This window comes from Mesorhizobium sp. RSR380A (assembly GCF_054719385.1).
The window spans coordinates 4,878,737-4,905,563 of sequence record NZ_JBTTIB010000001.1; the positions used below are offsets into that span (position 1 = coordinate 4,878,737).

Genomic DNA, 26,827 nt, shown 5'->3' on the forward strand with positions numbered 1-26,827 from the left:
GTTCGCAGTCACTCTTGACCGCCCATCCGGAAAGGTTTGCCACCATGTCTGACATCTCTGACGGACCGGTTTCGGCAGGCGAGCTGGTGCTCAGCCTGCGCGGCATCTCGAAGAATTTCGGCGCCGTTTCGGCGCTCACCGATATCGATCTCGATGTCCATGCCGGCGAGGTGGTGGCGCTGGTCGGCGACAATGGCGCCGGCAAGTCGACGCTGGTCAAGATTCTGGCCGGCGTCCACCAGCCGAGCTCGGGCACCATCAATTTCCGCGGCAGGCAAGTGACGATGCCCGACCCGAGCGCCGCGCTGACGCTCGGCATCGCCACCGTCTTCCAGGATCTCGCACTGTGCGAAAACCTCGACGTCGTCGCCAACATCTTTCTCGGCAAGGAGATCAACCCGCTGCGGCTGGACGAGGTGGCGATGGAAATTCGCGCCTGGACGCTGCTCAACGAATTGTCGGCGCGTATTCCAAGCGTCCGCGAGGCGGTCGCCTCGCTGTCCGGCGGCCAGCGCCAGACCGTGGCGATCGCCCGCTCGCTGCTGCTCGACCCCAAGGTCATCCTGCTCGACGAGCCGACCGCCGCTCTTGGCGTCGCCCAGACGGCGGAAGTGCTGAACCTCATCGACCGGGTGCGCGAGCGTGGGCTCGGCGTGCTGATGATCAGTCACAATATGGAGGACGTGCGCGCCGTCGCCGACCGCATCGTCGTGCTCAGGCTCGGCCGCAACAACGGCGTCTTCGAACCCGACGCCTCGAACCAGGAACTGGTCAGCGCCATCACCGGCGCCGCCAACAATGCAGTGTCGCGCCGCGCCGAACGGCGCAAGGCCGCCGAACAAGCGCACAACCAGGAGCAGCGGCCATGAGCGCGGAGCCCAAGCAGGACACCTCCTCGTCGACGGCGCTCGACCGCAGCGACGTGCGCGTCAAGCACCAGGCCGGCGTTGGTGGCGCCATCAGCGCCTTCTTCGACCGCGTCCGCTCCGGCGACCTCGGCTCGCTGCCGGTGATTGTCGGACTGGTCATCATCTGGAGCGTGTTCACTGCCCTCAATCCGGTCTTCGTCTCGTCGAGCAATCTGGTCAATCTCCTGTTCGACTGCTCGACCGTCGGCGTCATCGCGCTCGGTATCGTCTGTGTGCTGATGGTCGGTGAGATCGACCTGTCGGTCGGCTCGATCAGCGGCTTTGCTTCGGCCATGGTCGGCACGCTGTGGGTCAACCAGGGCTGGCCGGTGGCGCTCGCCATCCTCGCCGCGATCGCCGTCGGCGGCTTCATCGGCGCGCTCTATGCCTTGCTGTTCAACCGGCTCGGCATGCCGAGTTTCGTCTCGACGCTGGCCGGCTTGCTCGCCGTGCTGGGCCTGCAGCTGTATATTCTGGGCTCCACCGGCTCGATCAATCTGCCCTATGGCTCGAACCTGGTGAATTTCGGCCAGTTGCTGGTCATGCCGGACTGGCTGTCCTATGCACTGGCGGCATTGCCCGGCATTGTCATGCTGATCGCCGGCCTGCGCACCGTCAGCCGCCGCCGGGCCGTCAATTTGTCGGCGCCGTCTGTCGGCGGCCTCATCGTGCGCGTCGCCGCCCTGACCATCCTGCTCGAACTGATCGTCGGTTATCTCAACCAGGCGCGCGGCATACCGTGGATGTTCGGCCTGTTCGTCGGCCTGGTGGTGGCGATGAACTATGCGCTGACCCGCACCCAATGGGGCCGCTCGATGACCGCCGTCGGCGGCAACCGCGAAGCGGCGCGCCGCGCCGGCATCAAGGTGCGCTCGATCTACCTCAGCGCCTTCGTCATGTGCTCGATGTTCGCCGCCCTTGGCGGCGTGCTGTCGGCGGCGCGGCTGGCCTCTGCCAGCCAGCAGGCCGGCACCGGCGACGTCAACCTCAACGCCATTGCGGCGGCGGTCATAGGCGGCACCAGCCTGTTTGGCGGCCGTGGCAGCGCCTATTCCGCGCTGCTCGGGATCATCGTCATCCAGTCGATCGCCAGCGGGCTGACCTTGCTCGATCTGTCATCGTCGCTTCGCTACATGATCACCGGCGCCGTTCTGGCGATTGCGGTCATCGTCGACTCCCTGGCACGCCGCTCGCGGGTTTCCCACGGCCGCGCCTGAACCAACAGAGAATACGAGGATAGAAGAATGGCTCAGGATTTGAGTGGAAAAGTCGCGGCGATCACCGGCGCCGCGTCGGGCATAGGCCTGGAATGCGCCAGGGCGCTGATCGCCGCGGGCGCCCGCGTCGTGCTTGTTGACCGCGCCGAAGACGCGCTGAAAGGCGTCTGCACCGAACTCGGTCCCAACGCGATCCCGCTGGTGATCGATCTGATGGAGCCGGCCAGCGTCGCGACGATGATGCCGCAAATCCTGGACAAGGCCGGCCAGCTCGATATCTTCCACGCCAATGCCGGCGCCTATGTCGGAGGCCCGGTGCTCGAAGGCGACCCCGATGTGTGGGACCGCATGCTGAACCTCAACATCAACGCGGTGTTCCGTTCCATACACGCCGTGCTTCCGCATATGGTCGAACGAAAGACCGGCGACATCATCGTGACGTCTTCGATCGCCGGACTGGTGCCGGTGGTCTGGGAGCCGATCTATACGGCATCCAAGCATGCCGTGCAGGCCTTCGTCCACACGGTGCGCCGGCAGGTCGCCCCGCACGGCCTGCGCGTCGGCGCGGTGCAGCCGGGGCCGGTGGTGACAGCGCTGATCAGCGACTGGCCGAAGGACAAGCTTGAGGATGAACTGGCCAAGGGCGGCCTGATTCAACCGGTCGAGGTCGCCGAAGCCGTGCTGTTCATGCTGACTAGGCCACGGAACGTCACCATCCGGGACCTGGTGATCCTGCCGCAGAGCAATGATTTGTGAGGCAGTAGGCGTTAGGCCTTAGGCGTTAGGCAGTAGGGAATGGGGAGAGGCTCTTGCAACTGACCATTCACTGCCGTCCATCTCGCCTACTGCCTACTGCCTAATGCCTACTGCCTACTGCCTAACTTCTGAGGTTCCCCATGTCCCACTTCCTCGGCATCGATGTCGGCACTGGCAGCGCCAGGGCAGGGGTGTTCGACAGCAAGGGCACCATGCTCGCCTCGGCGAAGCGTGACATCGCACTGTTTATCGAACCCGGTGAGATCGCCGAGCAGTCGAGCGAGGATATCTGGCGCGCGGTGTGCGCCAGCGTGCGTGAAGCCGTGACCAAGTCGGGGCTCGCCGGGCGCGACATTGCCGGCATTGGCTTCGACGCCACCTGTTCGCTGGTCGTGGTCGGCCAGGATGGCGCGCCGTTGCCGGCCGGCAGTTCCGGCGACAGCCAGCGCAACATCATCGTCTGGATGGATCACCGCGCGCTCGACCAGGCGCAGCGCATCAATGCCGGCAAGCACGCCGTGCTCGACTATGTCGGCGGCACCATCTCGCCGGAAATGGAAACGCCGAAGCTGCTGTGGCTGCGCGAGAACCTGCCCGCCACCTTCGATGCGGCCGAGCATTTCTTCGACCTGACGGACTATCTGACCTGGCGCTCGACCGGCAGCCTGGCGCGCTCGATCTGCACGCTGACCTGCAAATGGACCTATCTCGGTCATGAGCGGCGCTGGGACGATGCCTATTTCCGTGCCATCGGCCTCGGCGCGCTCGCCGATGAAGGCTTTGCCCGCATCGGCACCGAAATCGTCGAGGGTGGCACGGCACTTGCCCAAGGCCTCACTGAGGCCGCCGCGGCCGATCTCGGCCTGCTGCCGGGAACGCCGGTTGCGGCCGGCCTGATCGATGCCCATGCCGGCGGCGTCGGCACGGTTGGCGGGCAGGGCTCGGTCGGCACCTTGCAGTCGCGCATGGCCTATGTGTTCGGCACTTCGGCCTGCACCATGGCCAGCACCAGCGAGCCGGCCTTCGTGCCCGGCGTCTGGGGTCCGTATTTTTCCTCGATGGTGCCGGGGCTTTGGCTCAATGAAGGCGGGCAATCGGCGGCGGGTGCTGCAATCGACCACCTCGTCGCTTTCCATCCGGCCACGGCTGAGGCATCCGCAAAAGCCAAGGCGGAAGGTCTCGGCCTGACCGCTTGGCTTGGTCAGCAGGCGGCGAAGCAGTCCGCCGACCTGTCCGCCGTAGCGCACCTGGCCGGGAGACTGCATGTCGTGCCGGAATTCCTCGGCAACCGCTCGCCCTTCGCCGATCCCGAGTCCAAGGCCCTGATCGCCGGGCTTGGCATGGACACGTCCCTCGACAGTCTGGTCGCCCTCTATGTCGGCGGCCTGCTGGGCATCGGCTACGGCGTTCGCCAGATCCTGGCGGCGATGGCCAAAAAAGGCATTGCCATCGACACTATCGTCGTCAGCGGCGGTGCGGCGCAAAGCGAGCTGGTACGTCAGCTTTTGGCCGACACGACGGGGCTGACCGTCGCCGGTTCGACCTCGCCCGAACCGGTGCTGCTCGGCTCGGCCATATTGGCGGCGGTGGCGGCGCAAAAATATCCCGATGTGATCGCGGCGATGACCGGCATGTCGCGCATCGGCGACATCTATCGCCCGGCCGGTGGCGACCTCGTGCCCTGGCACGACAAGCGCTTCGCCGCCTTCGAATTGCTGCAGCAGGCAGGCCGCGCCATCCGCGATTGAACGGCTTGGCTCACGTCCAGAAATAGCGGACGATGTGGAAGAACACCGGTGCGGCGAAGACCAGGCTGTCGGCGCGGTCCATCATGCCGCCGTGACCCTCGATCAGGTGACCCCAGTCCTTGACGCCCTGGTCGCGCTTGATCGCCGACGCCACCAGCCCGCCAAGGAACCCCATCAGGCAGGCGATGAAGGCGACGCCTGCCGCCGCGAGCGGCGAGAACGGCGTCAGGAACGACAGCAGCGCGCCGAGCAGGCTCGATGACACCAGCCCGCCGATCAGCCCTTCCCAGGTCTTTGATGGCGAAACGGACGGCGACAAAAAATGCCGGCCGAACAGCTTGCCGAAAATGTATTGCAGCACGTCGCTGCCTTGCACGGTGATGATCAGGAAGGCGATGAGCAGGAGGTTGCGGCCCTCGAAACCGGGCACGTTGAGCGTCAGCAGCGCCGGCACATGGCTGACGCAGTAGACCGAGATCATGACCGCCCATTGCTGCGCCGACACCCGCTCGAGGAAGCGCTCGGTGTCGCCGTTGAGCGCAGTGATCGCCGGCATCAAGAGGAAGCAGTAGACGGGGATGAAAATGGTGAAGAGCCCGTACCAGGCGGTCCACACCAGCCAGTACTGGAAGGGAATGATGATGCCGAACATGCCGAGCAGCACCCAGTGGTCGCTGCGCCGGCTGTGCGTCAGCGTCACGAACTCGCGCAGCGCGGCAAACGAGATCAGCGCAAACAGGATGGTCATGCCGGTGCGGCCGAAGAAGAACGCGACGGTGATCGCCAGCACCATCACCCACCAGGCGTTGATGCGCTGGTTCAAGTTGACGAGCGTCGAGGGCAGCGGCTTCGGCGCCCGCCACGACAGGATGCCGGCAATGACGCTCGCCGTGGTCAGCACGCAGACAAGGCCGACCAGCAGGATGACGGTTTCATGCATCGGTGGAAGCGTGAGTGGCATCAGCCGTCTCGATCCGGACGCGGGTTGAGCGACAGCAGCGTCTGGCGCGCGCGCTCGAGGAAGGTGCGGCGTTCTTCGCCGGGCGCGATCGCCACCGGCGGACCAAAGACGACGCGGCACAGAAGCGGCACCGGCAGGAACTGGCCCTTGGGCAGCACGCGCGACATGTTCTCGATCCAGCACGGGATGAGTTCGACATCGGGCCGCGCCATCGACAGATTGTAGAGGCCGGAGCGGAACGGCAGCAGATCCGCCTCCGTCGTGTTGCGAGTGCCTTCGGGAAACAGGATCAGCGAGTGGCCGTCGTCGAGCACCGACAGCATGATCGAGATCGGGTGTTGCGTTTCGTCGGTCCACTGCCGGTGGATGAGCACGGACGACAGCATGTCCTGCGCGATGAAGCGGCGCAGCCGCGACTTGCCCCAATATTCGGCCGCCGCGATCGCATGGGTCCGGGCGCGCACCTTCTCGCTCAGACAGGCCGACAGCAGGATGAAATCACCATGGCTGGCATGGTTGGCGAAGTAGATGCGCTGCCGCTCCGACGGCTGGCTGCCGTTCCAGATTGGTCTGACGCCGGTTACCACCCAGGCCGCCGCCGACAGGCCGACCGACGTCACCGTCTGCAGCAAGGTGAAGGTGTTGGCGCGCAGGTGAAGTTTTGTCATGGCTCAAACAAATGCTGCGAAAAGGGATGCCGCAGCAAACATGGCGAGTGCTATGCGCTGCCTTGTCAGCAGGCGGCGCGTGCCTGCAATGCGACGGTCAAGCGAGCGGCCGCCGGCAGCGGTGGGCTTCAGGCGCATGCGCGTCAGCACATCGTCGACCGCGGCACCGCCGGCGGCCTCGCTGGCGTGGCTTGCCATCAGCCGGAACAGCAGCGCATCGAACAAAAGCAAGGCCGAAAGAGCCAGCGTGGCCACGGCGCTCGCCGCCGCGACCAGCCAGGCCGCCGCGGACAGCGCTGTCGTCTGCGGTCCGGCCACCAGGCCGATGACCGGCGCTGCCATCACAGCCGCGACCACCAGCAGGATCGGCCACACCGCCTGCACCATCAGCCCGGCGGCGAATATTTCGGCCTTCTCGGGAAAATTGTCGCCACTCATGCCGGCCAACTCATGTCGGTTCTTCCAGCCCCGGTTCATCCAGCCCGATCTGAAGGTGCACGGGCCTGCCCGACGCGGCGAGTTTCTTGCGCGCCTGTGCAGCTGTGTACGAGCGCCCCGTCACCACCAGCCAGTCGGCGACGACGGCTGCACTGCGCTGGAAGCCGAGCGCGCAGCAGACCAGGACGGTGCCGCGCCGGCGCGCCAGCTCGATCGCCGCCACCGCTCGCTCCAGCCTGTCGTGAGGCGGCGCCACGAGGTCGAGCATCGCGTAGCTGATCCAGCGGCAGGTCACGCCGCGCGGCCGTTCCATCTCGCCGGCAAGGTCGATCACTGTGCCGAAGCGGTTGGCCTCGTCGGCACTCGGAAACCGGCCGAGGAAAACACCGTCGGTGATCTCCGCTTGCGGCGCCAACTGGCGGGTCCATACCCACACATTGATCCGGGCGCCAAGCCGGTAGGGCAGGAGCAGGATACGGTTGGCCAGTGAGACGCTACCATCGGCTGCCTTCTGGAACACTTTGGCGCCGGCCCCAGCATAGCCGAAGGCGACGATGGCCAGCGCCAATGCCGGCCACAACAGGATGAGAAAATCGGCGGAGACAAACGCTCGGCCGGCAGCGCCGGTCAAGGCAAGGGCGGCGCCCAGCGCGTAGTAGCCCGCCAGCTGCCACGCCTTGGGGTCGGCGGTCAGCCGAAAACCGCAGAAAGGCAATTCGCCCTTGGACGGAAACAGCCACAGCGCAAACAGGCCGAGCAGGGCGCCGGTCGGAATGTCGATGAAATGATGCTGCCAGGTCGTCAGCACCGAGGCGCCGATGAGAAAACACCAGACGTGCCAGACGGGGCGGAGAATGCCGCCGAGACGGTGGCGTGCCAGAACGTGACGCCAATGGTCCCAAATGATCACCAGCAGCGCGATGTGCAGGGATGGCGCCTGGTTGAACGGCTTGTCGAAACCACCGAGCACTGCAAACAGGAAACCCGGCAGGCCGGTGGTTTCCGGCCGCACGAATGTCGCCGTCAGCGGGAACGCGATGAAGCAGGCGACGGCAATGATCTGCGCCGAGAGATAACGGCCGGCGAGCCGGTCGACACCGCGCCTGGTCGTGTTGAGCAGCAACGATAGGCCGTAGAACAGATTGATCGACCAATAGGGCACGATCGTCCAGGCGACGAAAGGGATGGCGTGTTCCCAGGCAAACACGATGCTGCCGACATGGTCGCGCCGCGACGCCAGCCAGTTGGCAAAGCCATAGGTCGAATAGAAGAACGGCGCCAGCAGCGCCAGCCAAAGGGCGGCCCTCAGCACGATGCCCAAATAGGGTTCCCGCGCCGGGGCAGGGTCAGTGACAGGCAGGGCCATGGTCTCAGACGCGCCGTGCGACCGAGACGGTGAAGATGCCCCATTGGTCGATGCGCTGGTCGATCTTTTCGAAACCGGCAGCCGTCACCAACTGGTCCATCTCGCCCTGCGTGCGCCGCCGCATCACCCAGGCCTGGCCGCCGCGATGCGAGGTCAGGCTGCGCGCGATCATCTCCAGCTGCGGATGCCATGGCTGGTTGGTGTAGACGAGCAGGCTGCCGGACTGCATGGCGCTGGCCAGCCCGCCGAGCGAGCGGGAAATCATCGTGTTGTCGGCGAACAATTCGTAAAGCCCGGAGACGATGGCGAGGTCCGGCGCCGGCTTTTGCCCGGCCAGCATGTCGGCATCGAAGGCGTCGGCCTGGTGGAAGCTGACGCTGGTCGGCAGACGCCGCTCGGCGATCAGCTTCGAACCCAACCCGACATTGAGCTCGGAATAATCCTGCAGCCGCACGCTTGCTGGTGGTTCAGTGCATTTGGCGACGGCATCGAGCACATAGCGGCCGTGACCGGCGGCGATGTCGAGCATGTGGACGGGACGGCCGGCTGCCTTCAGGCTGGCGGCGGCGTTGCCGATCAGCTCTTCCAGATGCAGCTTGCGCTGGCGGATGCCGCGCCAGCCGATGGCGTCGAGGAAGGTGCGGTCGACCATGCGGCCGATGAAGCCGGTGCCGCGCGCATCGTTCTCGTAGACATAGTCGAGCGTCGAGCCGGAATCGAAGCCGGTGGCGATGCCGATCTTCATGCCCGAAGACAGCCAGGCGCCCATGCGGATCGAGGCGCGACTCATCGCCCAGAAAATACCCTTGGGCGACAGCAGCGTCAGCGGCGAGGCGAGCCTCTCGGCCTCGTCGCGGGTGTAGCCGGCGCGGTCGGCCTGAAGCAAGTCGATGGTTCTCCCCGGCGTGGCAAATTGCTTTTCGAGGAATGGCCGGATCAGGTCCAGCGCCTGCTGGCGATCGCGCTCGCCCAGCGTGTCGTGGAAGAAGCCGGGCAGCACATGCCGCTCCTTGGCGCTGCTGCCGAGATTGACGAAGAACTCGTGCTGCGGTCCATGCCGCACCACCCAATCGCTGCCGGAGATCAAGAGCTGCGTCGGCGCGGTGATGGCGCGCGCGTCCGAGACGATGCGGGCAGCGTGGTCGTAAAGCTCGACCAGGATGTTGGAGGCGATCGGTCGCGTGATCAGCGGATCGGCGTCGAAGGAAGCGATGCGCTCGGCATCATGCGTCAGGAACTTCGCCTTGACGTAGGAATTGACGAAGAAGCGGCCCTTGAGCTTCTGCCACAGCGCAATGCCCTCCTTGGCGAAGGGCACGTAGAGCTTGACCGAAAAGGCCGGTGAAGCCACCACCAGCGCGCGGATGTCGGGCGCATAGTCATGCACCCAGGCAGCAGCCAGCACGGCGCCGAAGGACTGCGCGATCAGCGCGATGTCGCGCTGGCCAAAACCATCCCGGCCGATCTCGCGCACCAGGCAGTCGATATCACGCACCAGGGCGGCAAAGGACGGCGCATAGCCGCGCTCGCCGGCCGATCGGCCATTGCCGCGGGCGTCCCAGGCGTAGAAGGCATGGTCGGGCATGGCGAGCTCGTCGACCAGATGCGCCATGCGGCCGCCATGCTCGTGGCCGCGATGGAACAGCAGGATCGCACCCTTTGGCGCCGACCCGGCGGCCGGCCAGTAGCGGTAGAAGATCTCGGTGCCGTCATGGCTCTTGAACGTGCGCTCCTGCGCGATGCGCTCGAGGCTTGCCGGTGCTAGGGCGGCGATGGTCTGGTGGATCATGGTTTCCCTCTGGCGGTCGGGTGCCTGACGCTTTGGCATCAGGTGCCGCCCGCTCTAAGGCCGCTGCGTATCCGGTTGATGGCGGTTATCCCCGACAGTGTAGCCATGATCGGAAACACAAATGGCGCGATCCCCGCCACCCACAGGCCGCAAGCGAGGAGAAAGCCGATGACGCCGAGCACCAGGGCTCGGTCGCTCTTGCCGAACGGCCCGGCATAGTTGCGCCCGCTGCCTGCGGCAACGCCAAGCACGCCGGCGAACTCGACAAGCATGGCGGTAATAGCGAAGGCGACGACACCCCAGGCCGGGAACAAGGTGGCAAAGGCCAGGATCAGCGCCAGGTCCGAGACGACGTCGCAGAGTTCGTTGAGAAACATGCCGAGTTTTGATGCTTGCCCATGTTCCCTGGCCAGCATCCCGTCAATGGCGTTGAGCGCCATGCGCACGAACAGCACCACCGGCATCAACAGGAAAACCAGGGGATGGTAGGCAAAGGCCGCGACCACCAGGCCGGTGGCGATGGAGAGCGCGGCGGCGAGAAGCGTGATCTGGTTGGCGGTGACGCCGGCATCGGCCAGCCGGTCGGCCAGCGGCCGCAGCCTGGCCTGAAAGGCCGGTTTCAGTTGATAAAGCGTTGGCATGTGCGATCCCCCAACCGCGGCTCATGACAGTGTCGGCGAGATTGGTCAATCGGCAGGCAGGGCGCAAGGGCTTGCACCAGCATCCGCACCGTTGCGGGATTCGAAACTCCCGGCATGGATGCAGAGGCGCAGCCGAAGATCTCGGCCAAGCAGGATGTTGCGCGCGCTACAAACCGCCTCGCAAATGAGAACTTTACAAATATTCGTATTTATATGAAGTAAATCACTGAAAGGTCCATCATGACAAACAGTCGCTTCGCCACCCGCCTGAATTCCTTCGCCTCGCGGCCGCAAGCCGAATGGCCTGATCTTACCGGCAAGCCGTCCATGCTGCAGATGGCAGCCCGCGCGGCCAAGGTCGACGGGCTGACCGACCTTGATCTTAATTTCCCCGACCATGTCAGTGAAAAGCCGGCTGAAATCGCCCGAAAGCTCGGTGATTTCGGGCTTTCCATCAATGGCTTTGCCATGCGTTACTACTCCAATCCGGCCTTCAAGCTCGGCGCCTTCACCAATCCGGACCCGGCGGTGCGCCGCGAAGCCATTGACTTGACCAAGGCCGGTATCGATGCGGTGCGCGCGGCCGGCGCCAGTCTGATGACGCTGTGGCTGGGCCAGGATGGCTTCGACTATGCATTTCAAACTGACTATGCGACGCTCTGGCAGCACGAAATCGAGGGGATTCGTGAAGTTGCCGCGCATGATCCCGGCTGCCAGATCAGCCTGGAGTACAAGCCTAACGAACCGCGCTCCTACTCGCTGATGCCGGATGCGGCGACCACCTTGCTGGCGATCCGCGAGGTCGGCCTACCCACTCTCGGCGTCACGCTCGATTTCGCCCATGTGCTCTATGCCGACGAACAGCCGGCCTTCGCCGCGGCGCTGATCGCTCGCCACAGCAAGCTGCTCGGCGTCCATCTCAACGATGGCTATGCCAAGCGCGACGACGGCCTGATGGTCGGCGCGGTGCACACGCTGCAGACCATCGAACTGCTGCGCCAGATCCGCCGCGACGGCTACGCCGGCGCCATCTACTTCGACACCTTCCCCGACATGACCGGGCTCGATCCGGTGCGCGAATGCGAAGTCAACATCGCCACCGTCAAGCGCCTGCTGCGCGTTGTCGACCGGCTGGAGAAGGATAACCGCCTGTCCGCCGCCATGGACAGCCAGGACGCCGTGACGTCGCAGGCTATCGTCCAGGAAGCCATGCTCGGGTCGTGACGAGGGGACGTGGATGACGTTGAGCAATCTCGATCTGAAAGCCGTGGGGCCGCGCATCCGCATGATGATGCCGCATCTCACCCCGCTTGAGGCCAAGGTGGTGGAAACCGTCTTCGGCCGGCGCGGTTTCGACGAGACCATTCCGCTCAAGCAGATCGCCGAGGAGGCCGGCGTGTCGGAGGCGATGGTGGTCAAGATCGCCAAGAAACTCGGCTTCTCCGGCTACCGCGACTTCCGCACCGCCGTCTATGAATACAGCCGCCTCCCGACCGCCGAGATGCACCAGGAACTGTCGGTCGACGACAGCTCGGCCGAGATCGTGCAGAAAGTGTTCCGCACCTCGATCCAGGCGCTGGAGGAGACGCTCGCGATCCTCGACATGGACGATTTCGACCGTGCCGCCGATCTGCTCTACCGCGCCAGGAACCGCGATTTCTATGGTGTCGGCGGCTCCGCCCAGATCGCCCGCGACGTCTCGCACAAATTCCTGCGCATCGGCATCCGCGCGTCTGTCTATGACGACTCGCACATGATGCTGATGTCGGCCTCGCTGCTCGGCGCCGACGACATCGCCGTCGGCTTTTCGCATTCCGGCAACACGTCGGCCGTCATCGACGCCATCCATCTTGCCCGCAAGAGCGGCGCCCGCACGCTGGCCATCACCAACTACGACAACTCGCCGCTGGCCCGGATTGCCGACATCGTGCTGTGCTCGACCGCGCAAGGCTCGCCGCTGATGGGCGAAAACGCAGCGGCGCGCATCGCGCAACTCAACATCCTCGACGCTTTGTTCGTGGCGGTGGCGCAGCGCGACTACCAGGCGGCGGAGCGCAATCTCGGCCGCACCATGTCGGCGGTCACCTCGAAACGAAAAGACCGGGGCACATGACGGTTCCGCTGGTCACCGTCTTCGGCAGCCTGCACTACGACATCATGGTCGACGCGCCCGACCGTCCGCGCAAGGGCGAGACTGTGACCGGCCATGCCTGGCAGCCGAAATGCGGCGGCAAGGGCGGCAACCAGGCGGTCTCGGCGGCACGCGCCGGCGTGCGTGCGGCGATGATCGGCGCCGTCGGCGACGACGATTTCGGCACGGCGCTGCTGGCCAATCTCGATCGCGCCGGCGTTGATCGCCGCTTCGTGCGCGTGGCGGCAGGCGCAGGCTCCGGCATCAGCGTGGCGATCTTCGACAGCGATGGCGACTATGGTGCGGTGATCGTCTCCGGCAGCAATCTCACCCTGGGCAGTGATGACATCGCGGCTGCGGGCGAGGTGGTGGTACAGACGGCAGTGCTGTTGCTGCAGAACGAAGTGCCCGATGCCGCCAACATCGCTGCCGCGCGCGCGGTGAGGGCATCCGGAGGCCGCGTCGTGCTCAACGCCGCACCGGCGCGAACACTGTCGGCCGAATTGACCGCGCTGATAGACATCGTCATCGTCAACGCCATCGAAGCGGAATTTTTGGCCGGCGTTCCGGTCGTCGATACGCTCGCCGGCGCAACCGAAGCCGCGCGGCGGCTGATCGATACCTACCCCTCGGCGATCGTCACCGCCGGCGGCGCAGGCGTCGCCTATTGCGACCGGATCGGCGCGGCCTTCGCGCTGGCGGCCATTCCGGTAAAAGTCGTCAGCACCCATGGCGCCGGCGACGAATTCGTCGGCGCCTTCGCGGCAGGCCTCGCGCGTGGCCATCCGGTGGAAGCGGCGATTGCCACCGCCAATGCCGCCGCCGCCTCGCTGGTGGCGACTCCGGAGGGAGAGCGCAGCTCGCGTTGAAAACTCAGGCCGCATGTTGCGCCTCCAAAACCCGTGCCCCCGTCGATGAGCGAAACGGCAAACCGGGCGCGGCGAGAACCTGCTTGGCTTTGCCCTGACGGAGGCGCGGGACCAAGCTGCGTGGTCGAAAGTAGGGAGCTTCAGTCCGCGTCGCCGGCCGAACCTTTGCCGCACTGCGTCAGCACCTTGCCGATGGCCGCGCTCGAGCCGGTCAGCGGAAAGCTGTTCTCGCCATATTTGTCGGCCGTAACCGTGACGTCGCCCTTGCCGCGCAACAGGCCGAGCAGTGGATCGTCTTTGCTCAGCTCAGCCGTGAAGTAATTATACATGGCCTCGAGGTCGAGCTTTTTGGTCACGCTCTTGTCACCGCCCTTGAAGGTGAAGGAAGCGCTGATGCCGGGCTCCAGCTGCTGGCCGGCCGCACCCAGATCGTAGCTCAGCACCGGCTTGTCGAAACAGACGAGCATCAGATGCGCATCGGCCTTCGGTCCGCCGCACACCGAAGCCGTCAGCACGCTGCCGCCTTCGTCTTCTTCCATCTTGGCGCTCCAGTTGCAGGACGCGGCAAAAGCCGGCTGCGCGGCTTGCAGCGCGGCCAGAACGGAACTTGCCATGATGAACTTCGCCAATGCACTTTGCATGATCCCCTCCCAAGCTACATCAACGAGATCATACAGGACAAAGGGCCTGGTGACAGCGGCATGCCGTCTTAGCCCCCGGCGCGCCCCATTGAGCAAGCCTTTGAGACCGGCCTCGACGTCCAGGGCGGCTCCGGCGCGAAGCGCTTACCGATCCAGTCGGCGAAGGCGCGTGTCTTGGCGGCTTGTCCCCTGGCCGAGGGCATGACGACATAGACAGCGCCTTCGTCGGCCAGCGTCCAGTCCTCCAGCAACGGCACCAGCCGTCCGTCGGCGAGTTCGCGCCCGACCAGCCAATCGGTGCTCATCATCAGGCCGAGGCCTTGCACCGCGGCTTCGACCAGCACTTCGGCATCGTCGCAAACCATCGGCCCCGAGACTTCGACGTTAACGCGGCGGCCCGAACTGTCGGTCATCTCCCAGGTGGGAAAGGTCTGGAAGCCGGAGAAGCCGAGGCAGGCGTGTTCGGTCAGCGCTTCCGGCGCTTCCGGCGCGCCCCTGCGGGCGAGGTAGGAGGGAGCAGCGCACAGCAACCGCCGCCGTGTCGCGATCTTGCGCGCCACCAGGCGCGAGTCCTCCAGCGCGCCGAGACGGACGGCGACATCGAAGTTCTCTGCAACGAGATCGACGAACCGGTTGGAGAACTCGGCCTCGATGCGGACATCCGGGAACGTCGCTAGAAAGTGCGGCAACAGCGGCCCGATCCACATACGCCCAAAGGTTCCCGGCAGCGCCAGCCGCAGCAAGCCGCGCGGCGTCCCGCTGGCATGCGCGGAAGCAGCAGCCTCAGCTTCGTCCACCGAGGCCAGGATGGCGCGGACACGCACCAGGAACTCCGCTCCGGCCTCCGTCAACGACACGCTTCGGGTGGTCCGGTGCAGCAGCCGCACGCCGAGCCGCTCCTCCAGCGATTGCAGGCGGCGTGACAGAACCGTCGAGTCGCGCCCGACGCGCAACGCTGCCTTGGTGAAGGATCCCGCTTCGGTGATTGCCGCAAAGGCGGCCATTTCGGCAAGGCTGGCGAGGTCGTGTGATTGCTGCATAAAGCACAGGATTCAAATGTAGAAATTCAGGATTATCTGCTTGTAGCGCAGCAGATAGCTTCACTCAATCCCGACGATCGACCCTTTCAACAGGAATGCGTGAGCCATGAAAGCTATCGAACTGACCGCCGCCAAGTTGGACGCCTTTCGCGCCACCACCATTGCCACGCCTGAACCGCAGCGCGGCGAAGTGCTGATCCGCCAGCGCGCCGCGAGCCTGAATTTCGTCGATGTGGCGGTGGCCAGCGGCAATTATCGCGTGCCCGGCTTTCCGCTCATTCCCGTCGCCGACGGCGCCGGCGAGATCGTCGCGCTGGGGGAGGGCGTTACGGATTTCCCCGTCGGCGATCGCGTCGTTGCCCATGCCAAGCCGCGCTGGATCGGCGGTCCGCCGCGGCCTAACGAGATGACGCAGATGCGCGGAATTTCGCTGCCGGGGTCGCTCGCCGAATATGTCGCGCTGCCGGCGAACTCGCTCGTGCCGGTACCGGCTCGTCTCTCTTTCGAGGCGGCGTCGACCCTGCCGATCGCCGCGACCACCGCCTGGAACGCCGTCCGCGCCGCCGATGTCGGGCCGGGCTCGGTCGTCGTGCTGCTCGGCACCGGCGGCGTCTCCATCTTCACCCTTCAGCTGGCGAAAGCCGCCGGCGCAACCGTCATCATCACTTCTTCGTCGGACGAGAAGCTGGAGCGGGCGAAGGCACTCGGCGCCGATCATCTCATCAACTACCGCGCGACGCCCGACTGGGACGGCAAGGTGCTGGAACTGACCGGCGGCCTCGGCGCCGACCTCGTCGTCGAGACCGCCGGCACCGCCACCTTCGCCCGCGCCGTCAACGCCACCGCGCCTGGCGGCACGCTGTTCACCATCGGTTTCGTCACCGGCGCTGAGGCCACGGTCGACCTGCTGCCGATCATCATCAAGGCGCTGAAGGTGGTCGGCAACAACACCGGGTCGGTATCCGACCTTCGCGCCGCCGTCCGCGCCATCGCCGCCGCCCGCATCGACCCGGTCGTCGACAAGGTGTTTAGCCAAGAGCAGGCGGCCGAAGCCTACGCGCACATGGCGGCGGGCGGGCAGCATTTCGGCAAGCTTGCGTTCAAGCTCGACTGGTAGCCGAGGCGCGCGAGCTGCCAATCTCCCCCCTTGAGGGGGAGATGCCCGGCAGGGCAGAGGGGGTCGGTCCGACCGGGCTCGACCTACTGCGGCGGAAGGAGGTTGGCGCTCTACGAGAGGCGACCCCCTCTGTCGCCTTCGGCGACATCTCCCCCTCGAGGGGGGAGATTACGCACGCCGCTTCCTAGATCAACTTCTCCAGCGTGATCGGCAAGTCCCGCACTCTTTTTCCCGTCGCATGGAACACCGCATTGGCGATCGCCGGCGCTACGCCGACGATGGCCAGTTCGCCGACACCCTTGCCGCCGAGCACCGAAGAGTGCAGGTCGGGAACGCCGACCGAGATGACCTCGATATCGGGGATGTCGGCATTGGTCGGCACCAGATAGTCGCCGAGATTGTTGTTGACGATGCGGCCATGCCTGCGGTCGACAATGCCTTCTTCCAGCAGCGCCTGGCCGATGCCCATGATGATGCCGCCCTTCCACTGGCTCTCCGCGAGTTTCGGGTTGTAGAGCCGGCCGGAATCCAGCGCCGACACCACGCGCGACACGCGCACGGTGCCGAAATCCTCGTCGACGCGCACCTCGATGAAATGCGCGCACCAGGAGTGGCGCGAATAGTCGCCCTCGGTGTGCGGCAGTGCCGCCGCGATGGTGGTGTAGTTCTTGTAGCGATCCTCGGCGGTCGTGTTCGCCGGCATGGTGTCGCCGGTGGCCTCGATGCGGTCGCGGCCGACGCTGGCCAGCAGGTCGGCGATCGAGACATCGGGACCATCGCCGCGCGGCGACCTGATGCGGCCATTGGCGACGACCAGCGTGTTGGCCTGGAGCGCGTGGAAGGGCGAGCGCGGATCGCTGATCGCCAGTCCGACAAGCTGATCGAGCGCCGATGTCGCCGCCTTGTAGACCGCGCCCGTCATCACGCCGGCCAGCCGCGACCCGCCGGCCACGCCGGCGCGGGGATACCGGGAATCGCCGAGCTTCACGACGACATGGTCGGCCGCCACGCCTACCGTTTCGGCCGCCGTCTGCGCCAGGATCGTGTACGTGCCTTGGCCCATGTCGATCGAGGAGCTTTCGACCTCGACCGAGCCGTTGGCAAGGATACGCACGATGGCCTCGCCGTAAGCGCGCCGTACCGGATAGGTGCCGGCGGCGACGCCCCAGCCGATCAACTGGTTGCCGTCGCGCATCGAACGCGGTTTGGGCGTGCGCTGGGCCCAGCCGAAGCGTTCGGCGCCAGCGGCGAAAGCCTCGCGCAACTGCCGCGTCGACCAGGCCTTTTTTGCGTGCGGATCCTGCTCGGCGTAATTCCTCAGCCGGATCTCCAGCGGATCGATGCCGACCTCGTAGGCGAGCTCGTCAATGGCGCTTTCGATGCCGAAGGCGCTAGGGTTTTCGCCCGGCGCGCGCATGGCGCCGGGCACCACCGAATTCACCCGCACGACATTCTGCTTCGAGGAGAAGTTGGGCGTCGCATACATGATCGAGGTGACCACGCCCAGCGGCTCGACCCACATGCCGTCGATCGACGTTTCATTGACGCCGCGATGCACGATCGACTGGATTTTTCCGTCACGGTCGGCGCCGATCGTCACCGTCTGGCGGGTCGCGGCACGGCCGCCATAGCCGGTAAAAGTCTGTGGCCGAGTCATGACCACCCTCACGGGCCGTCCCAGCATCTTGGCTGCGGCAGCCGCTACCGCGCCGTGGCCGAGCGCCAGCGCCTTGGAGCCGAAGCCGCCACCGATATAGGGCGAGACCAGCCGCACATTCTCGAAAGGCAGGCCGAACCATTCGGCATAGGTGCGGGCCATACCGTCGACCCACTGGCTTGGTTCCCACACGGTGAGCTTGTCGCCCTCCCAGCGGGCGATGAGGCCATGCGGCTCCATCGGCGCCTGATATTCGCGCGGCGTGTTGTAGGCGCCGCAGACGCGCACCGGGGCAGCGGCGAAAGCGGCCTGCGCATCGCCCCATTCCTTGGTCATGGCGGCGATCGGAATGCCGTCACCGGCCTTGGCGTCGCTGAGGTCTACGATGGCCGGCGTCTCGTCATAGCTGACCTTGACCATCGCCGCTGCCGCGACGGCCTGCTCGAAAGTCTCCGCGATGACCGCGGCGACATGCTGGCCCGAAAAGGTGATGTCGCGCGCCAGCGGGCAGTAGGGTTTGTCCGGCGGCGGCGTGCCGAACCAGTCCGATGCGGTCCGCAGGCTCATGATGGTATCGGGCGTCAGCACCTTGAGCACGCCAGGGGCCGCCTCGGCAGCTGACGTGTCGATCGAACGTACCTTGCCGGCGGCGACAGTGCTTTCCACCAGCACGCCATAGGCAAGCCCGTCGAGCTGCTGTTCGACGGCGTATTTTGCCGCACCGGTAATCTTGGCCGGGCCGTCGACGCGCGACAGCCGCCCGCCAACCTGATCGGCAGTGCCGTCCGAAGCGTCGCCGTGCCGAGTTCTTGGGTCGTGAATGGTCATGCCATGGCTCCCGTCTTGAGGATGGCGCGGGCAACGACGCGCGGCGCCAGTTCGATCTTGTAGTGGTTGGCGCCGTGGTCGACGGCGCCTTCCACGGCGAGCAAGCTGGCGGCCCGCACCCTGTCTTCGCTGGGCACCTTGCCCTTCAACGCCGCTTCCACGGCGTGCGCCCGCCACGGCTTCGTCGCGACGCCGCCCAGCGCGACGCGCAGGTCGCGAATGGTGCGGCCATCGGCTTCGAAGTCGATGCCGACCGCGGCGCTTGCAGCCGCGAACTCATAGGACTGCCGGTCGCGAACCTTGAGATAGGTCGACCGCCGGGCGGCGGCTGAAGCCGGGATGCTGATGGCCGTGATCATCTCGCCCGGTTGGATGGCATGTTCCCTGTCGGGCGTGGCGCCGGGCAGGAGAAAGAAGTCGTCGACGGCAACCTGGCGTTCGCCAAGATGAACCACGGCGTCGAAGGCGACCAGCGCGGTGGCGAGATCGCCGGGATACATGGCGATGCAGGCGTCGCTGGTGCCGAGCACGGCATGGCCGCGGGTGACGCCGCCGATCGCCGAGCAGCCGCTGCCGGCCGAGCGCTTGTTGCAGGCGGAAAAATTCGCGGGATCGCGGAAATAGGGGCAGCGCGTGCGCTGCATCAGATTGCCGCCGATGGTCGCCATGTTGCGCAGTTGCGCGGAAGCCGCCTGCCACAGCGCTTCGGAGACCGCGGGAAAGCGGCTCTTGATCTCGGCATGGTCGGCGACGTGGCTCATCTTGGCCAGCGCGCCGATCATGGCACTGTCAGCGTCGACCTTGATGGCGTCGAGCCCTTTGAGATGGGTGATGTCGACCAGGCTCTCGGGTTCGGCAACGCCGCATTTGGCGAGATCGACCAGCGTCGTGCCGCCGGCAAGCAGCATGGCGCCGGGCAGGGCGGCAGCTTGGCGTGCGGCGTCGATGCTATGGGCGCGAACGTAGGAAAAATCCCTCATGACGCGACCTCCAGTGCCGCCTGGCGCACGGCGGCAACGATGTGCGGATAGGCTCCGCAGCGGCACAGATTGCCGGCCATGTATTCGCGGATCTCGTCATCCGAGCCGGCATGGCCCTCGCGGATGCAGGCCACCGCCGACATGATCTGTCCGGGCGTGCAGTAGCCGCACTGGAAAGCATCCTGGTCGAGGAAAGCAGCCTGAACCGCGTTGAGCGTGCCGTCATCGCCGGCCAATCCTTCGATGGTGGTGATCTCGCGGCCTTCGGCTTGTGCTGCAAGCGTCAGGCAGGACAGCACGCGCTGTCCCTCGACATGCACCGTGCAGGCGCCGCACTGGCCCTGGTCGCAACCCTTCTTGGTGCCGGTCAGGTCGAGGCGATCACGCAATGCATCGAGCAGCGTGACGCGCGGCTCGACCTGCAGTTCGTGACTGTGTCCGTTGATGGTGAGACGGATTGGGATAGTGGTGGATTTGGTTTGGTCGGTCATGAGGCGTCTGGCTCCAGTTGCTTGACGCTAGGGGATTGAAATGGGCTCGAGTGGGAGAGGACAAGGGAAGAGGCGACGGTGCGCCTAATCTCCCCCCTTGTGGGGGAGATGCCCGGCAGGGCAGAGGGGGCGCGAAGGAATGCGACGTTCCCGATTTACATGCGTCGACACGAATCTTGTCCGAGGAGGCGCTAGTCAGGCCTTGATAGGCTGGCGGGACAGCGCCCCCCTCTGTCCTGCCGGACATCTCCCCCACGAGGGGGAAGATTGGCAGCTCTGCCGCCCCGACTCTCCAGCCGGCAGGGGATGCTTCAGTCTTCACAATCTCAACACGTGACATATCGGCTCCCCTGATTATATGATAAGACTGCTCCACTAAAACGGAGGCGCCTCCGTTTATCTAGTTGGGGGCTTACCCCTTTGGGTTCAAGCCCCCATATATCAACAGTGGAGAAAAAATTGACCGAGCAGTCGCAAGCAATTGCCGACGAGAAGCGCGAAGCCGCAGCGCCAAGGCCGCTGCGCGCCGATGCGCAGCGCAACCGCGACCGGCTGGTCGAGGTTGCGGCAGCGGCCTTTGCCGAGCACGGTGTCGATGCCTCGCTGGAGGAGATCGCGCGCCAGGCCGGCGTCGGCATCGGCACGCTCTACCGGCATTTCCCAACCCGCGAGCATCTGGTCGAAGTGGTCTACCGGCGTGAAGTCGAGGCGCTCTGTGCGGCGGCCGATGACCTCGCCAGCCACCATTCGGCCGACATGGCGCTGGAACAGTGGATGCAGCGCTTCGTCGACTACATCGCCACCAAGCGCGGCCTGGCGGCCAGCCTGCGCATCCTGTTCAACACGAATTCCGCCGTGTTCTCCGACATGTCGGGCCGGGTGTCGCTGGCCTTGCGGCAACTGGTCGAGGCGGCGGTGGCCGAAGGCTCGATCCGCAGCGACGTCGATGCCTCCGATGTGCTGCACGCACTCGGCGGCATCTACTCGGCCCCCGACACCAAGGACTGGCGCGACCGCTCGCGCCGGCTGGTCAAGCTGCTGATGGACGGGCTGCGGTTCGGGGCAGGGAAGAGGTGACCTAGCGGCTCAAGCCGAACCATCGACCGCATAGAACGGAAACGCGCCGGGCAGCCCGCTTGCCGCCATTTCGCCACGCTTCTCGAACCGCAGGCCGGAGCCGACCACGAGATCGCGCACCGTCCTTGATGCGATGATTTCGCCCGGCCGCGCATGGTCAAGCAGACGCGATGACAGTTCGATCGCCGCGCCTGAAAATTGATGGCCCCGCTGCTCGCACTCGCCGATATGCACCGCCGAGCGGACCTCGACACCGGATTGCCGCAAGCGATCGCGGATGGCGATCGCGCACTGGATCGACCGCGTTGGCCGCTGGAACACCGCGAGCACCTTGCCGTCCGATCGCCTGATCTCTCTGCCTTCGGCCGCGAGGAGTTCGCCACGGAGCGCTTCGGCGTGCCGCTCGGCCGGGTCGATGCCGAAAGGCGAGCCCGTCATATCGAGGGACAGCACCGACACAAGCAGCCGTTCGCCTGGGGCCGCCGGCAAGGCGCCGGTGACGAAAGCCTGGATCTCGTCGACGATCCGATCGGAATTCTCGCCCCAGATGACGTGGTCGCGGCCGGCGAACTCAATGTATCGGGCGCCCTCGATGTGCGTCGCCAGGTAACGTCCTTCTTCCCGCTTCACCCAGCCGTCGCCAGTCGTCTGCATGATCAGTGTCGGAACATGGACAGCAGGCAGAATGTCGCGAACATCGATTTCGGCTCCCCAGCGCCACAGGGCGATCGCGTCGGCGGGCGAGGCAGAATTCCTGAGATAGGCGGCGAACCATTCTGTCTCGAACGTGTCGCTCATCAGACTGGGCGCCGCGTTGCTCATATCCGCCGCCGCTCCCCATTCTTTCTCGACGATCGCCAGATCCTCTTCCACCTGCTCGCTTGTCTTCGCCCACGGATAGTCTTGTGACCACCTGCCGCGGGCGTAGGCCCCATTGAGCACGAGTGCCGCTGTGCGCTCGGGATAGGTCGCCGCGAACAGCATGCACATCGGGCCGCCCTCGGAGCTGCCGAAAAGCACCGTGCGCTTCGAGCCAACCGCATCCAGCACTGCCCGCACATCTTCCATCCGCTCTTCCAGGGTCGGCAGACCGACATTGCGGTCCGAGAGCCCGGTGCCGCGCTTGTCCATGCGGATTAGGCGCGAGAAAGTGCCGAGCCGCCGGTGCACATGCGAAAGCCGCGGCGAGCCCCAGGCGTGGTCGAGGTTGGAGACCCATCCCGGCACATGGATCAGGTCGACCGGACCGTCGCCGGTCACCTGATACGCGATGTTGATCCCGGCCGATTTGACATAGTGGGTCGGGGGGGCTGCGAGTTCGTGGCTGAAGCCGGTAGCGTCATCCGCATCGGTCGTGGGTGGCCGTGCCGGCGCCATTGTGCGGCGTGTGCGCAGCGTCTCAAACAATTGCCGCGTCTCCGGCTCCGGCTGCAGCTTGAGATCGCGTAGAAGCGCGGTGCGGCAGTGCTCATATTGCTTCAGCGCGAGATTGGTCCTGCCTTGCGCCGCATAGGCGCGCATCAGGGCCCGGTGGACATCCTCCCTCAACGGGTCCATGGCCAGCAGGCGCGCTGCCGCGCGCACGCATGCGGCAGGATCGTTCGTCGCTGCATAATGCGCGACGAGCCTGTCGAGCGCCGCGACGGCCAATGCCCGCAGCCGCTCGCGTTCGATCCTCAGCCAGTCCTCGAATGGCTCCTCCTTCAGGCCGAAGCCGTCGAGCAGGTCGCCGCGGTAGACATTGAGCGCCAGTTCGAGGTCTTCGGGTGCCGGGCTGGCGACCAGCGCCTCGAACCGCGCGACGTCGAAATCAAGGCCGTCGAGATGCAGAGCGACGCTGTTGCCATCGGTGAGGAAGCGGCCGCCGCCGCACGTCTGCATGGCCTTCCTGACAGACGATACCGCTTGCCGCAGGCTCATTCGCGCCTGCGCCTCGCTGTTGATGCCCCAGAGCAGGGTCGCCAGCTTCTCGCGCGACTGCGAATGCCCCGACTGCAGCGCGAGATAGGCGACCATCGCACGCGCCTTGCGGCTGATGGCTGGAACCGTGGCCCCGACGCCGGCAAAGTCGAAACCACCCAGCAGGTGAAGATAAGGTCCGGTCATCGGATCCGCCACGGTCACAGCGCGACGACGATCCGCTCAAGCTCGGTCCATTTCAACACTTATTCCGCCGCCGAGGCGCTTTTCACGATTCCATCACGCAGGTTCCCACGCGTTGCTCACGGCGCTTGAGGAGATTGTTCGCACTGGATCTCTTTTCGCAGGAGGATACCGTGCATCACCCTAGCCCGACCGAGTGGCCCATCTGGCATGACGACCCCGGGCGCGACCGGCAGGAGCTTGGCGCACCATCGCGTCACGATGTTGCGCTGGCCCGCTATCTCGAAACACAACAGGCCCATCGGGCATTGGCGGCTCGCAGACTCGATCCGGCGGCGGTCGTGGCCTCTGCACTGGCAGCGTTCGTCCGCTGCCTTTTCCGTGCAGCGCTGCGCCGAATTGTCCGCTGGCCAACCGATGCGGCGACAGGGATGGACGATTTCGGCTTGACGTTGTCCAAGGCTCATGCGGATCTTAGCAAGACCCTTTGGGGCCGCTGAGTGCAGCGCCCTTGGTCGACGATCTCATCCCCAACCGCCGCCGCCGCCGCCAGCCCCACCGCCTCCGCCGCTACCGCCGAGAGCGGGAATGACGGGCGGCTTTTGCGGGATCTCCTCGGCCGGCTTGATCACTTTGCCGGTGGCCGCCTTCTTGAATCTGACCACCTTTGGCTGGGGTGCTGCGCGAACCACCTTGCGATGTTTCACCGGCGATGCCGGCTCAAACATCGGCGACACCGAGGTGCAGCCCATGAGCCCGGCCAGAACGCCGGATAGAATTATCCCGATGAATGCCTGCCCGAATGTCTGCTTGAATGCCTTGCCCACCATGGCCTCCTTATTGTTCAGAACAAATCCCGACGCGGATTGGCTTCTTCCCAGACCCCCCGGGCCGCATTGACCAGTTGCGTGTCCAGCGAACCGGACGCGGGAATCTTCGACTTGAGCTCTCGACGCAGGGCGTCCAAAGCTGCCGTTTTCGGCTTGGTGCCGAACTGCGCCAGGCCCTTTTTGGCGTCCGGCAGCTCCTTGCGCAGATCGAGCGCGACGGCGAATGCCAGGAAGCGCACCGCGACAGCCTGATCGGCCTTGTCGCCTTTCGCCATTTCAAGCGCCGCGCGATCATAGGCGCTCGACGGATCGCCGCGCGTGGTCGCCAGTTCGAACAGCCTTTGCGCTTCCGCCGGGTCCTGGCGCACACCGGCGCCATCCCTGTACATGCGGGCGAGGCTGCCGGGCGCGTAGGGCTGGCCAAGATCGGTGGCCTGCTGGAACAGGGCCTGCGCCGTCTTCGGATCCTTGTCGATGCCCTGGCCGGCGAGGTAATTGCGGCCGAGCAGGTTCATCGAATACATGTCTTGGCGCTGCACCCCCGCTTGCAGGAAGGCGACGGCGCGGGCCGGATCGGCAGGCACGCCATTGCGGCCCTCGGTGAAGATGGCGGCAAGATCGTTCATGGCATAGGTGTGCCCCATGGCCGCCGCCTTGAGCAGCAGGTCGAGGCCCTTGGCCGTATCGCGGTTGACGCCATAGCCATTGAACAGCGCGCGTCCCCACGAGGTCATACCGTAAGGATCACCCTTGTCGGCGGCAGCCTTGTAGAGAGCGTTGGCCTGGGTGCGGTCTATGGTCGTTCCGGTTCCGGTTGCGTTGAGATAGCCGAGTTCGAAGACGGCGCGCACATGGCCTTTCTTGGCGGCGTCCTCGATGGCTGTCCTGGCCTCTCTAACCTGGCCTGCCGCAAGCAGGGCGCGGCCGAGCTCGTAGTGGAAGCGGGCGACGTCTGGATAGGTTTTCACGGCCGCCTCGCAGGCTGCCACCGCACCGGCGCCGATCTCGTTCGGCAGCAGGCCGGGCACCACCCCTTGCAGGTCGAGAGGCTCGCCGGCGGCGGTATCGCAGGCATCGACCGTCGGCGACAGCTTCATTGTCGCGGGCTTAGCCGAGCTGCTGTCGGCCCGGATTTCGAAGCCGACCTCGACCGGCGCGCCGGCGCCGATCTGCGGCTCGTAACGGAGATGGTCGACTTCACCGGCCAGAAGGCTGGATTGCGGCGACAAGGTTCGATCAGGCAATGACAGCGTTCCCGTTGCCGGATACCCCGTGACCTTCAGGCTGACCGCCGGATCGTCGGTGGGGAAATCCAGATTGAGCGCGACCGGGCCGACGCCGACGGGAATATCAAGCTCGCGGTTCTCGATCGCTTCGGCAGCGCCGGTGATGTGGATGCCGCGATCCAGCACCTGCTGCTTCTGCTCGGCCTCGAGCGAAGCCATGATCTGCTGACCCGCCGCACCTTCGCCGCTCTTGACGCGGAACACGAGTATGCCCTGGCTCCCGCCGCCCCAATTGTCATGCGTGGCATAGGCCAGCATATCCACCTCGTCCTGCGTGGCGGCGCCTTTGGGGACATCCATTTGCAGGCGCGGCAGGTCCTTGCCGGCGATCGGTTCGCCCACCGCGACGTCTTTGCCGTCCAGCACCAGACGGCCCATTGCCGGCGGACGTTCGATGCTGACGCTGATAGCGCCGCCATCGACATCGACCGGCTCCGGCAGGCCGAGAGCGACAGGACCGACCCCCGAGAGCACTACCTTCTCCAGCACTGGCGGCAGCGAAGGCCGGTTGTTGCGGCGCACCAGCACCACGTCATCGATCAGCGAGGAATTTTCCCAGGGCACCTGCATGCCGTTGGTGGCCTGCACGACATCGCGGCGCACCGCCGACATGACCGTGCGGATCTCCTGGTTCGGCGCCAGCGCGCGCCGCGAAAAGGCCGATGAAAACGGGCTGAGGTCGCCGCTGCCGTCATAGGCGACCGCGCCTGGTTCGGTGGCGAAGGCAATCAGCGTGTTGAGCGAGCTTCGCACCTGCGCCAGCCCGGTATTGCCGGCGGTGACAAGCTGGTCGCGCAGCCAGTAATTGTTGCGCGGGAAGGGGTTGTTGCGGCAGGCATCGAGGATGATCACCTGGATCTTCGACTTCGAGCGCAGCTGCTCCAGCACGTCGTTGAGCTTGATGGCCTGGACCTCGATGTCGGCCGCCTTCTTCAACGAGGCGTCGACGGGTATCAGGAAATTCTCGCCGCCGATCTGAAAGCCGTGCCCGGAATAGTAGACGACGGCGAGATCGGCGCCGTCGGCGGCGGCCAGATAGTCCCGGAACTGGCCTTCGAACTGCTGCTTGGTGAGGTTCTCGGCGACGAAAACCTCGAAGCCGGCCAGCCGGAACGTGGCCGATACGTCCTGGGCATCCTTGGCCGGGTTCTTCAGCGCCGGGATGTCGCGATAATCGGAATTGCCGATGACGAGCGCGACCCTTCGATCGGCGCAGGCCTCGAAGCTTGTGAAGCCGGCAAGGATGAAGGCCGCGATGAATCCGCAAAGTCGGAGCATGACAAAA

General features: G+C 65.5%; 24 protein-coding genes. 10 read left to right on the forward strand and 14 right to left on the reverse strand.

Going from position 1 to position 26,827, the window contains the following annotated elements; all coding sequences use genetic code 11:
• Nucleotides 1–44 precede the first annotated feature (44 nt).
• The 4 genes from ACYG9Z_RS23530 to ACYG9Z_RS23545 all read left to right on the forward strand — a co-directional run bounded on the left by ACYG9Z_RS23530 (nucleotide 45) and on the right by ACYG9Z_RS23545 (nucleotide 4,629).
• Nucleotides 45–869, forward strand: coding sequence for an ATP-binding cassette domain-containing protein (locus ACYG9Z_RS23530; RefSeq protein ID WP_023688990.1), 825 nt, complete (start codon nucleotides 45–47; stop codon nucleotides 867–869).
• Nucleotides 866–2,125 (forward strand): sugar ABC transporter permease, encoded by a 1,260-nt coding sequence (locus tag ACYG9Z_RS23535; protein ID WP_023695496.1) that lies wholly within the window; start codon nucleotides 866–868, stop codon nucleotides 2,123–2,125. Before ACYG9Z_RS23530 ends, ACYG9Z_RS23535 begins: the two co-directional genes overlap by 4 nt.
• Nucleotides 2,126–2,152: 27 nt before the next feature.
• On the forward strand, nucleotides 2,153–2,881 hold the full coding sequence (locus ACYG9Z_RS23540) for an SDR family oxidoreductase (RefSeq protein WP_023751869.1): 729 nt from the start codon (nucleotides 2,153–2,155) through the stop codon (nucleotides 2,879–2,881).
• A gap of 140 nt (nucleotides 2,882–3,021) precedes the next feature.
• The gene (locus ACYG9Z_RS23545; RefSeq protein ID WP_023751870.1) at nucleotides 3,022–4,629 is read left to right on the forward strand and encodes an FGGY-family carbohydrate kinase; all 1,608 of its coding nucleotides are present in this window, start codon (nucleotides 3,022–3,024) and stop codon (nucleotides 4,627–4,629) included.
• 10 nt (nucleotides 4,630–4,639) lie between these two features.
• Here the strand turns inward: ACYG9Z_RS23545 and ACYG9Z_RS23550 are convergent, their stop codons facing one another.
• From ACYG9Z_RS23550 to ACYG9Z_RS23575, 6 genes are read right to left on the reverse strand one after another with little or no spacing between them, the layout of a single operon-like run.
• Complete coding sequence (locus ACYG9Z_RS23550) at nucleotides 4,640–5,569, reverse strand: phosphatidate cytidylyltransferase (protein WP_023751871.1); 930 nt, start codon at nucleotides 5,567–5,569, stop codon at nucleotides 4,640–4,642.
• A gap of 20 nt (nucleotides 5,570–5,589) precedes the next feature.
• Complete coding sequence (locus tag ACYG9Z_RS23555; RefSeq protein ID WP_031198069.1) at nucleotides 5,590–6,258, reverse strand: lysophospholipid acyltransferase family protein; 669 nt, start codon at nucleotides 6,256–6,258, stop codon at nucleotides 5,590–5,592.
• A gap of 3 nt (nucleotides 6,259–6,261) precedes the next feature.
• Nucleotides 6,262–6,696: a hypothetical protein gene (locus ACYG9Z_RS23560; protein WP_023751873.1), complete on the reverse strand. Its 435-nt coding sequence runs from the start codon at nucleotides 6,694–6,696 to the stop codon at nucleotides 6,262–6,264.
• 10 nt (nucleotides 6,697–6,706) lie between these two features.
• The gene (locus tag ACYG9Z_RS23565; protein ID WP_023751874.1) at nucleotides 6,707–8,062 is read right to left on the reverse strand and encodes a phosphatase PAP2/dual specificity phosphatase family protein; all 1,356 of its coding nucleotides are present in this window, start codon (nucleotides 8,060–8,062) and stop codon (nucleotides 6,707–6,709) included.
• A gap of 4 nt (nucleotides 8,063–8,066) precedes the next feature.
• Nucleotides 8,067–9,848: a bifunctional alpha/beta hydrolase/class I SAM-dependent methyltransferase gene (locus ACYG9Z_RS23570; protein WP_031208640.1), complete on the reverse strand. Its 1,782-nt coding sequence runs from the start codon at nucleotides 9,846–9,848 to the stop codon at nucleotides 8,067–8,069.
• 41 nt (nucleotides 9,849–9,889) lie between these two features.
• A complete protein-coding gene (locus tag ACYG9Z_RS23575; protein WP_023703071.1) occupies nucleotides 9,890–10,492 on the reverse strand; it encodes a CDP-alcohol phosphatidyltransferase family protein in 603 nt (200 codons plus the stop codon).
• A 240-nt stretch (nucleotides 10,493–10,732) separates the two neighbouring features.
• Between ACYG9Z_RS23575 and ACYG9Z_RS23580 the strand changes: the two genes are divergently transcribed.
• The 3 genes from ACYG9Z_RS23580 to ACYG9Z_RS23590 are packed head-to-tail and all read left to right on the forward strand — an operon-like array spanning nucleotide 10,733 to nucleotide 13,492.
• The gene (locus ACYG9Z_RS23580; protein ID WP_023695492.1) at nucleotides 10,733–11,716 is read left to right on the forward strand and encodes a sugar phosphate isomerase/epimerase family protein; all 984 of its coding nucleotides are present in this window, start codon (nucleotides 10,733–10,735) and stop codon (nucleotides 11,714–11,716) included.
• Between the two features lie 13 nt (nucleotides 11,717–11,729).
• The gene (locus ACYG9Z_RS23585; RefSeq protein ID WP_023730361.1) at nucleotides 11,730–12,605 is read left to right on the forward strand and encodes a MurR/RpiR family transcriptional regulator; all 876 of its coding nucleotides are present in this window, start codon (nucleotides 11,730–11,732) and stop codon (nucleotides 12,603–12,605) included.
• Complete coding sequence (locus ACYG9Z_RS23590; protein ID WP_023751875.1) at nucleotides 12,602–13,492, forward strand: ribokinase; 891 nt, start codon at nucleotides 12,602–12,604, stop codon at nucleotides 13,490–13,492. The genes ACYG9Z_RS23585 and ACYG9Z_RS23590 overlap by 4 nt, the downstream gene beginning before the upstream one ends.
• A gap of 140 nt (nucleotides 13,493–13,632) precedes the next feature.
• Here the strand turns inward: ACYG9Z_RS23590 and ACYG9Z_RS23595 are convergent, their stop codons facing one another.
• Together ACYG9Z_RS23595 and ACYG9Z_RS23600 are read right to left on the reverse strand one after the other, a co-directional pair.
• Nucleotides 13,633–14,133 (reverse strand): hypothetical protein, encoded by a 501-nt coding sequence (locus ACYG9Z_RS23595; RefSeq protein WP_245259886.1) that lies wholly within the window; start codon nucleotides 14,131–14,133, stop codon nucleotides 13,633–13,635.
• A 68-nt stretch (nucleotides 14,134–14,201) separates the two neighbouring features.
• Complete coding sequence (locus ACYG9Z_RS23600; RefSeq protein WP_023730364.1) at nucleotides 14,202–15,173, reverse strand: LysR family transcriptional regulator; 972 nt, start codon at nucleotides 15,171–15,173, stop codon at nucleotides 14,202–14,204.
• 106 nt (nucleotides 15,174–15,279) lie between these two features.
• Between ACYG9Z_RS23600 and ACYG9Z_RS23605 the strand changes: the two genes are divergently transcribed.
• Entirely contained in the window at nucleotides 15,280–16,290 is a 1,011-nt protein-coding gene (locus tag ACYG9Z_RS23605) for a zinc-dependent alcohol dehydrogenase family protein (protein WP_023751876.1), read from the forward strand.
• 184 nt (nucleotides 16,291–16,474) lie between these two features.
• Here the strand turns inward: ACYG9Z_RS23605 and ACYG9Z_RS23610 are convergent, their stop codons facing one another.
• The 3 genes from ACYG9Z_RS23610 to ACYG9Z_RS23620 are packed head-to-tail and all read right to left on the reverse strand — an operon-like array spanning nucleotide 16,475 to nucleotide 20,246.
• Nucleotides 16,475–18,775 (reverse strand): xanthine dehydrogenase family protein molybdopterin-binding subunit, encoded by a 2,301-nt coding sequence (locus ACYG9Z_RS23610; RefSeq protein ID WP_023751877.1) that lies wholly within the window; start codon nucleotides 18,773–18,775, stop codon nucleotides 16,475–16,477.
• Nucleotides 18,772–19,755 (reverse strand): FAD binding domain-containing protein, encoded by a 984-nt coding sequence (locus ACYG9Z_RS23615; protein ID WP_023705139.1) that lies wholly within the window; start codon nucleotides 19,753–19,755, stop codon nucleotides 18,772–18,774. The genes ACYG9Z_RS23610 and ACYG9Z_RS23615 overlap by 4 nt, the downstream gene beginning before the upstream one ends.
• The gene (locus ACYG9Z_RS23620) at nucleotides 19,752–20,246 is read right to left on the reverse strand and encodes a (2Fe-2S)-binding protein (RefSeq protein WP_023705138.1); all 495 of its coding nucleotides are present in this window, start codon (nucleotides 20,244–20,246) and stop codon (nucleotides 19,752–19,754) included. Before ACYG9Z_RS23620 ends, ACYG9Z_RS23615 begins: the two co-directional genes overlap by 4 nt.
• Before the next feature lie 459 nt (nucleotides 20,247–20,705).
• Between ACYG9Z_RS23620 and ACYG9Z_RS23625 the strand changes: the two genes are divergently transcribed.
• Nucleotides 20,706–21,323, forward strand: coding sequence for a TetR/AcrR family transcriptional regulator (locus tag ACYG9Z_RS23625; RefSeq protein WP_023709407.1), 618 nt, complete (start codon nucleotides 20,706–20,708; stop codon nucleotides 21,321–21,323).
• 9 nt (nucleotides 21,324–21,332) lie between these two features.
• On the opposite strand, the gene ACYG9Z_RS23630 is transcribed toward ACYG9Z_RS23625, so the two are convergent.
• Nucleotides 21,333–23,429 carry an alpha/beta fold hydrolase gene (locus ACYG9Z_RS23630; protein ID WP_023705137.1) on the reverse strand — a complete coding sequence of 699 codons (2,097 nt, stop codon included), beginning with the start codon at nucleotides 23,427–23,429 and terminating at the stop codon, nucleotides 21,333–21,335.
• A gap of 134 nt (nucleotides 23,430–23,563) precedes the next feature.
• Between ACYG9Z_RS23630 and ACYG9Z_RS23635 the strand changes: the two genes are divergently transcribed.
• Nucleotides 23,564–23,926, forward strand: a complete 363-nt coding sequence (locus ACYG9Z_RS23635; protein WP_023733969.1) for a hypothetical protein — start codon at nucleotides 23,564–23,566, stop codon at nucleotides 23,924–23,926.
• Nucleotides 23,927–23,950: 24 nt separating this feature from the next.
• Here ACYG9Z_RS23635 and ACYG9Z_RS23640 read toward each other — a convergent pair whose 3' ends face one another.
• Nucleotides 23,951–24,256 (reverse strand): hypothetical protein, encoded by a 306-nt coding sequence (locus tag ACYG9Z_RS23640; protein WP_023727043.1) that lies wholly within the window; start codon nucleotides 24,254–24,256, stop codon nucleotides 23,951–23,953.
• 14 nt (nucleotides 24,257–24,270) lie between these two features.
• Nucleotides 24,271–26,820, reverse strand: coding sequence for a caspase family protein (locus tag ACYG9Z_RS23645; protein WP_023751879.1), 2,550 nt, complete (start codon nucleotides 26,818–26,820; stop codon nucleotides 24,271–24,273).
• Nucleotides 26,821–26,827 lie beyond the last annotated feature (7 nt).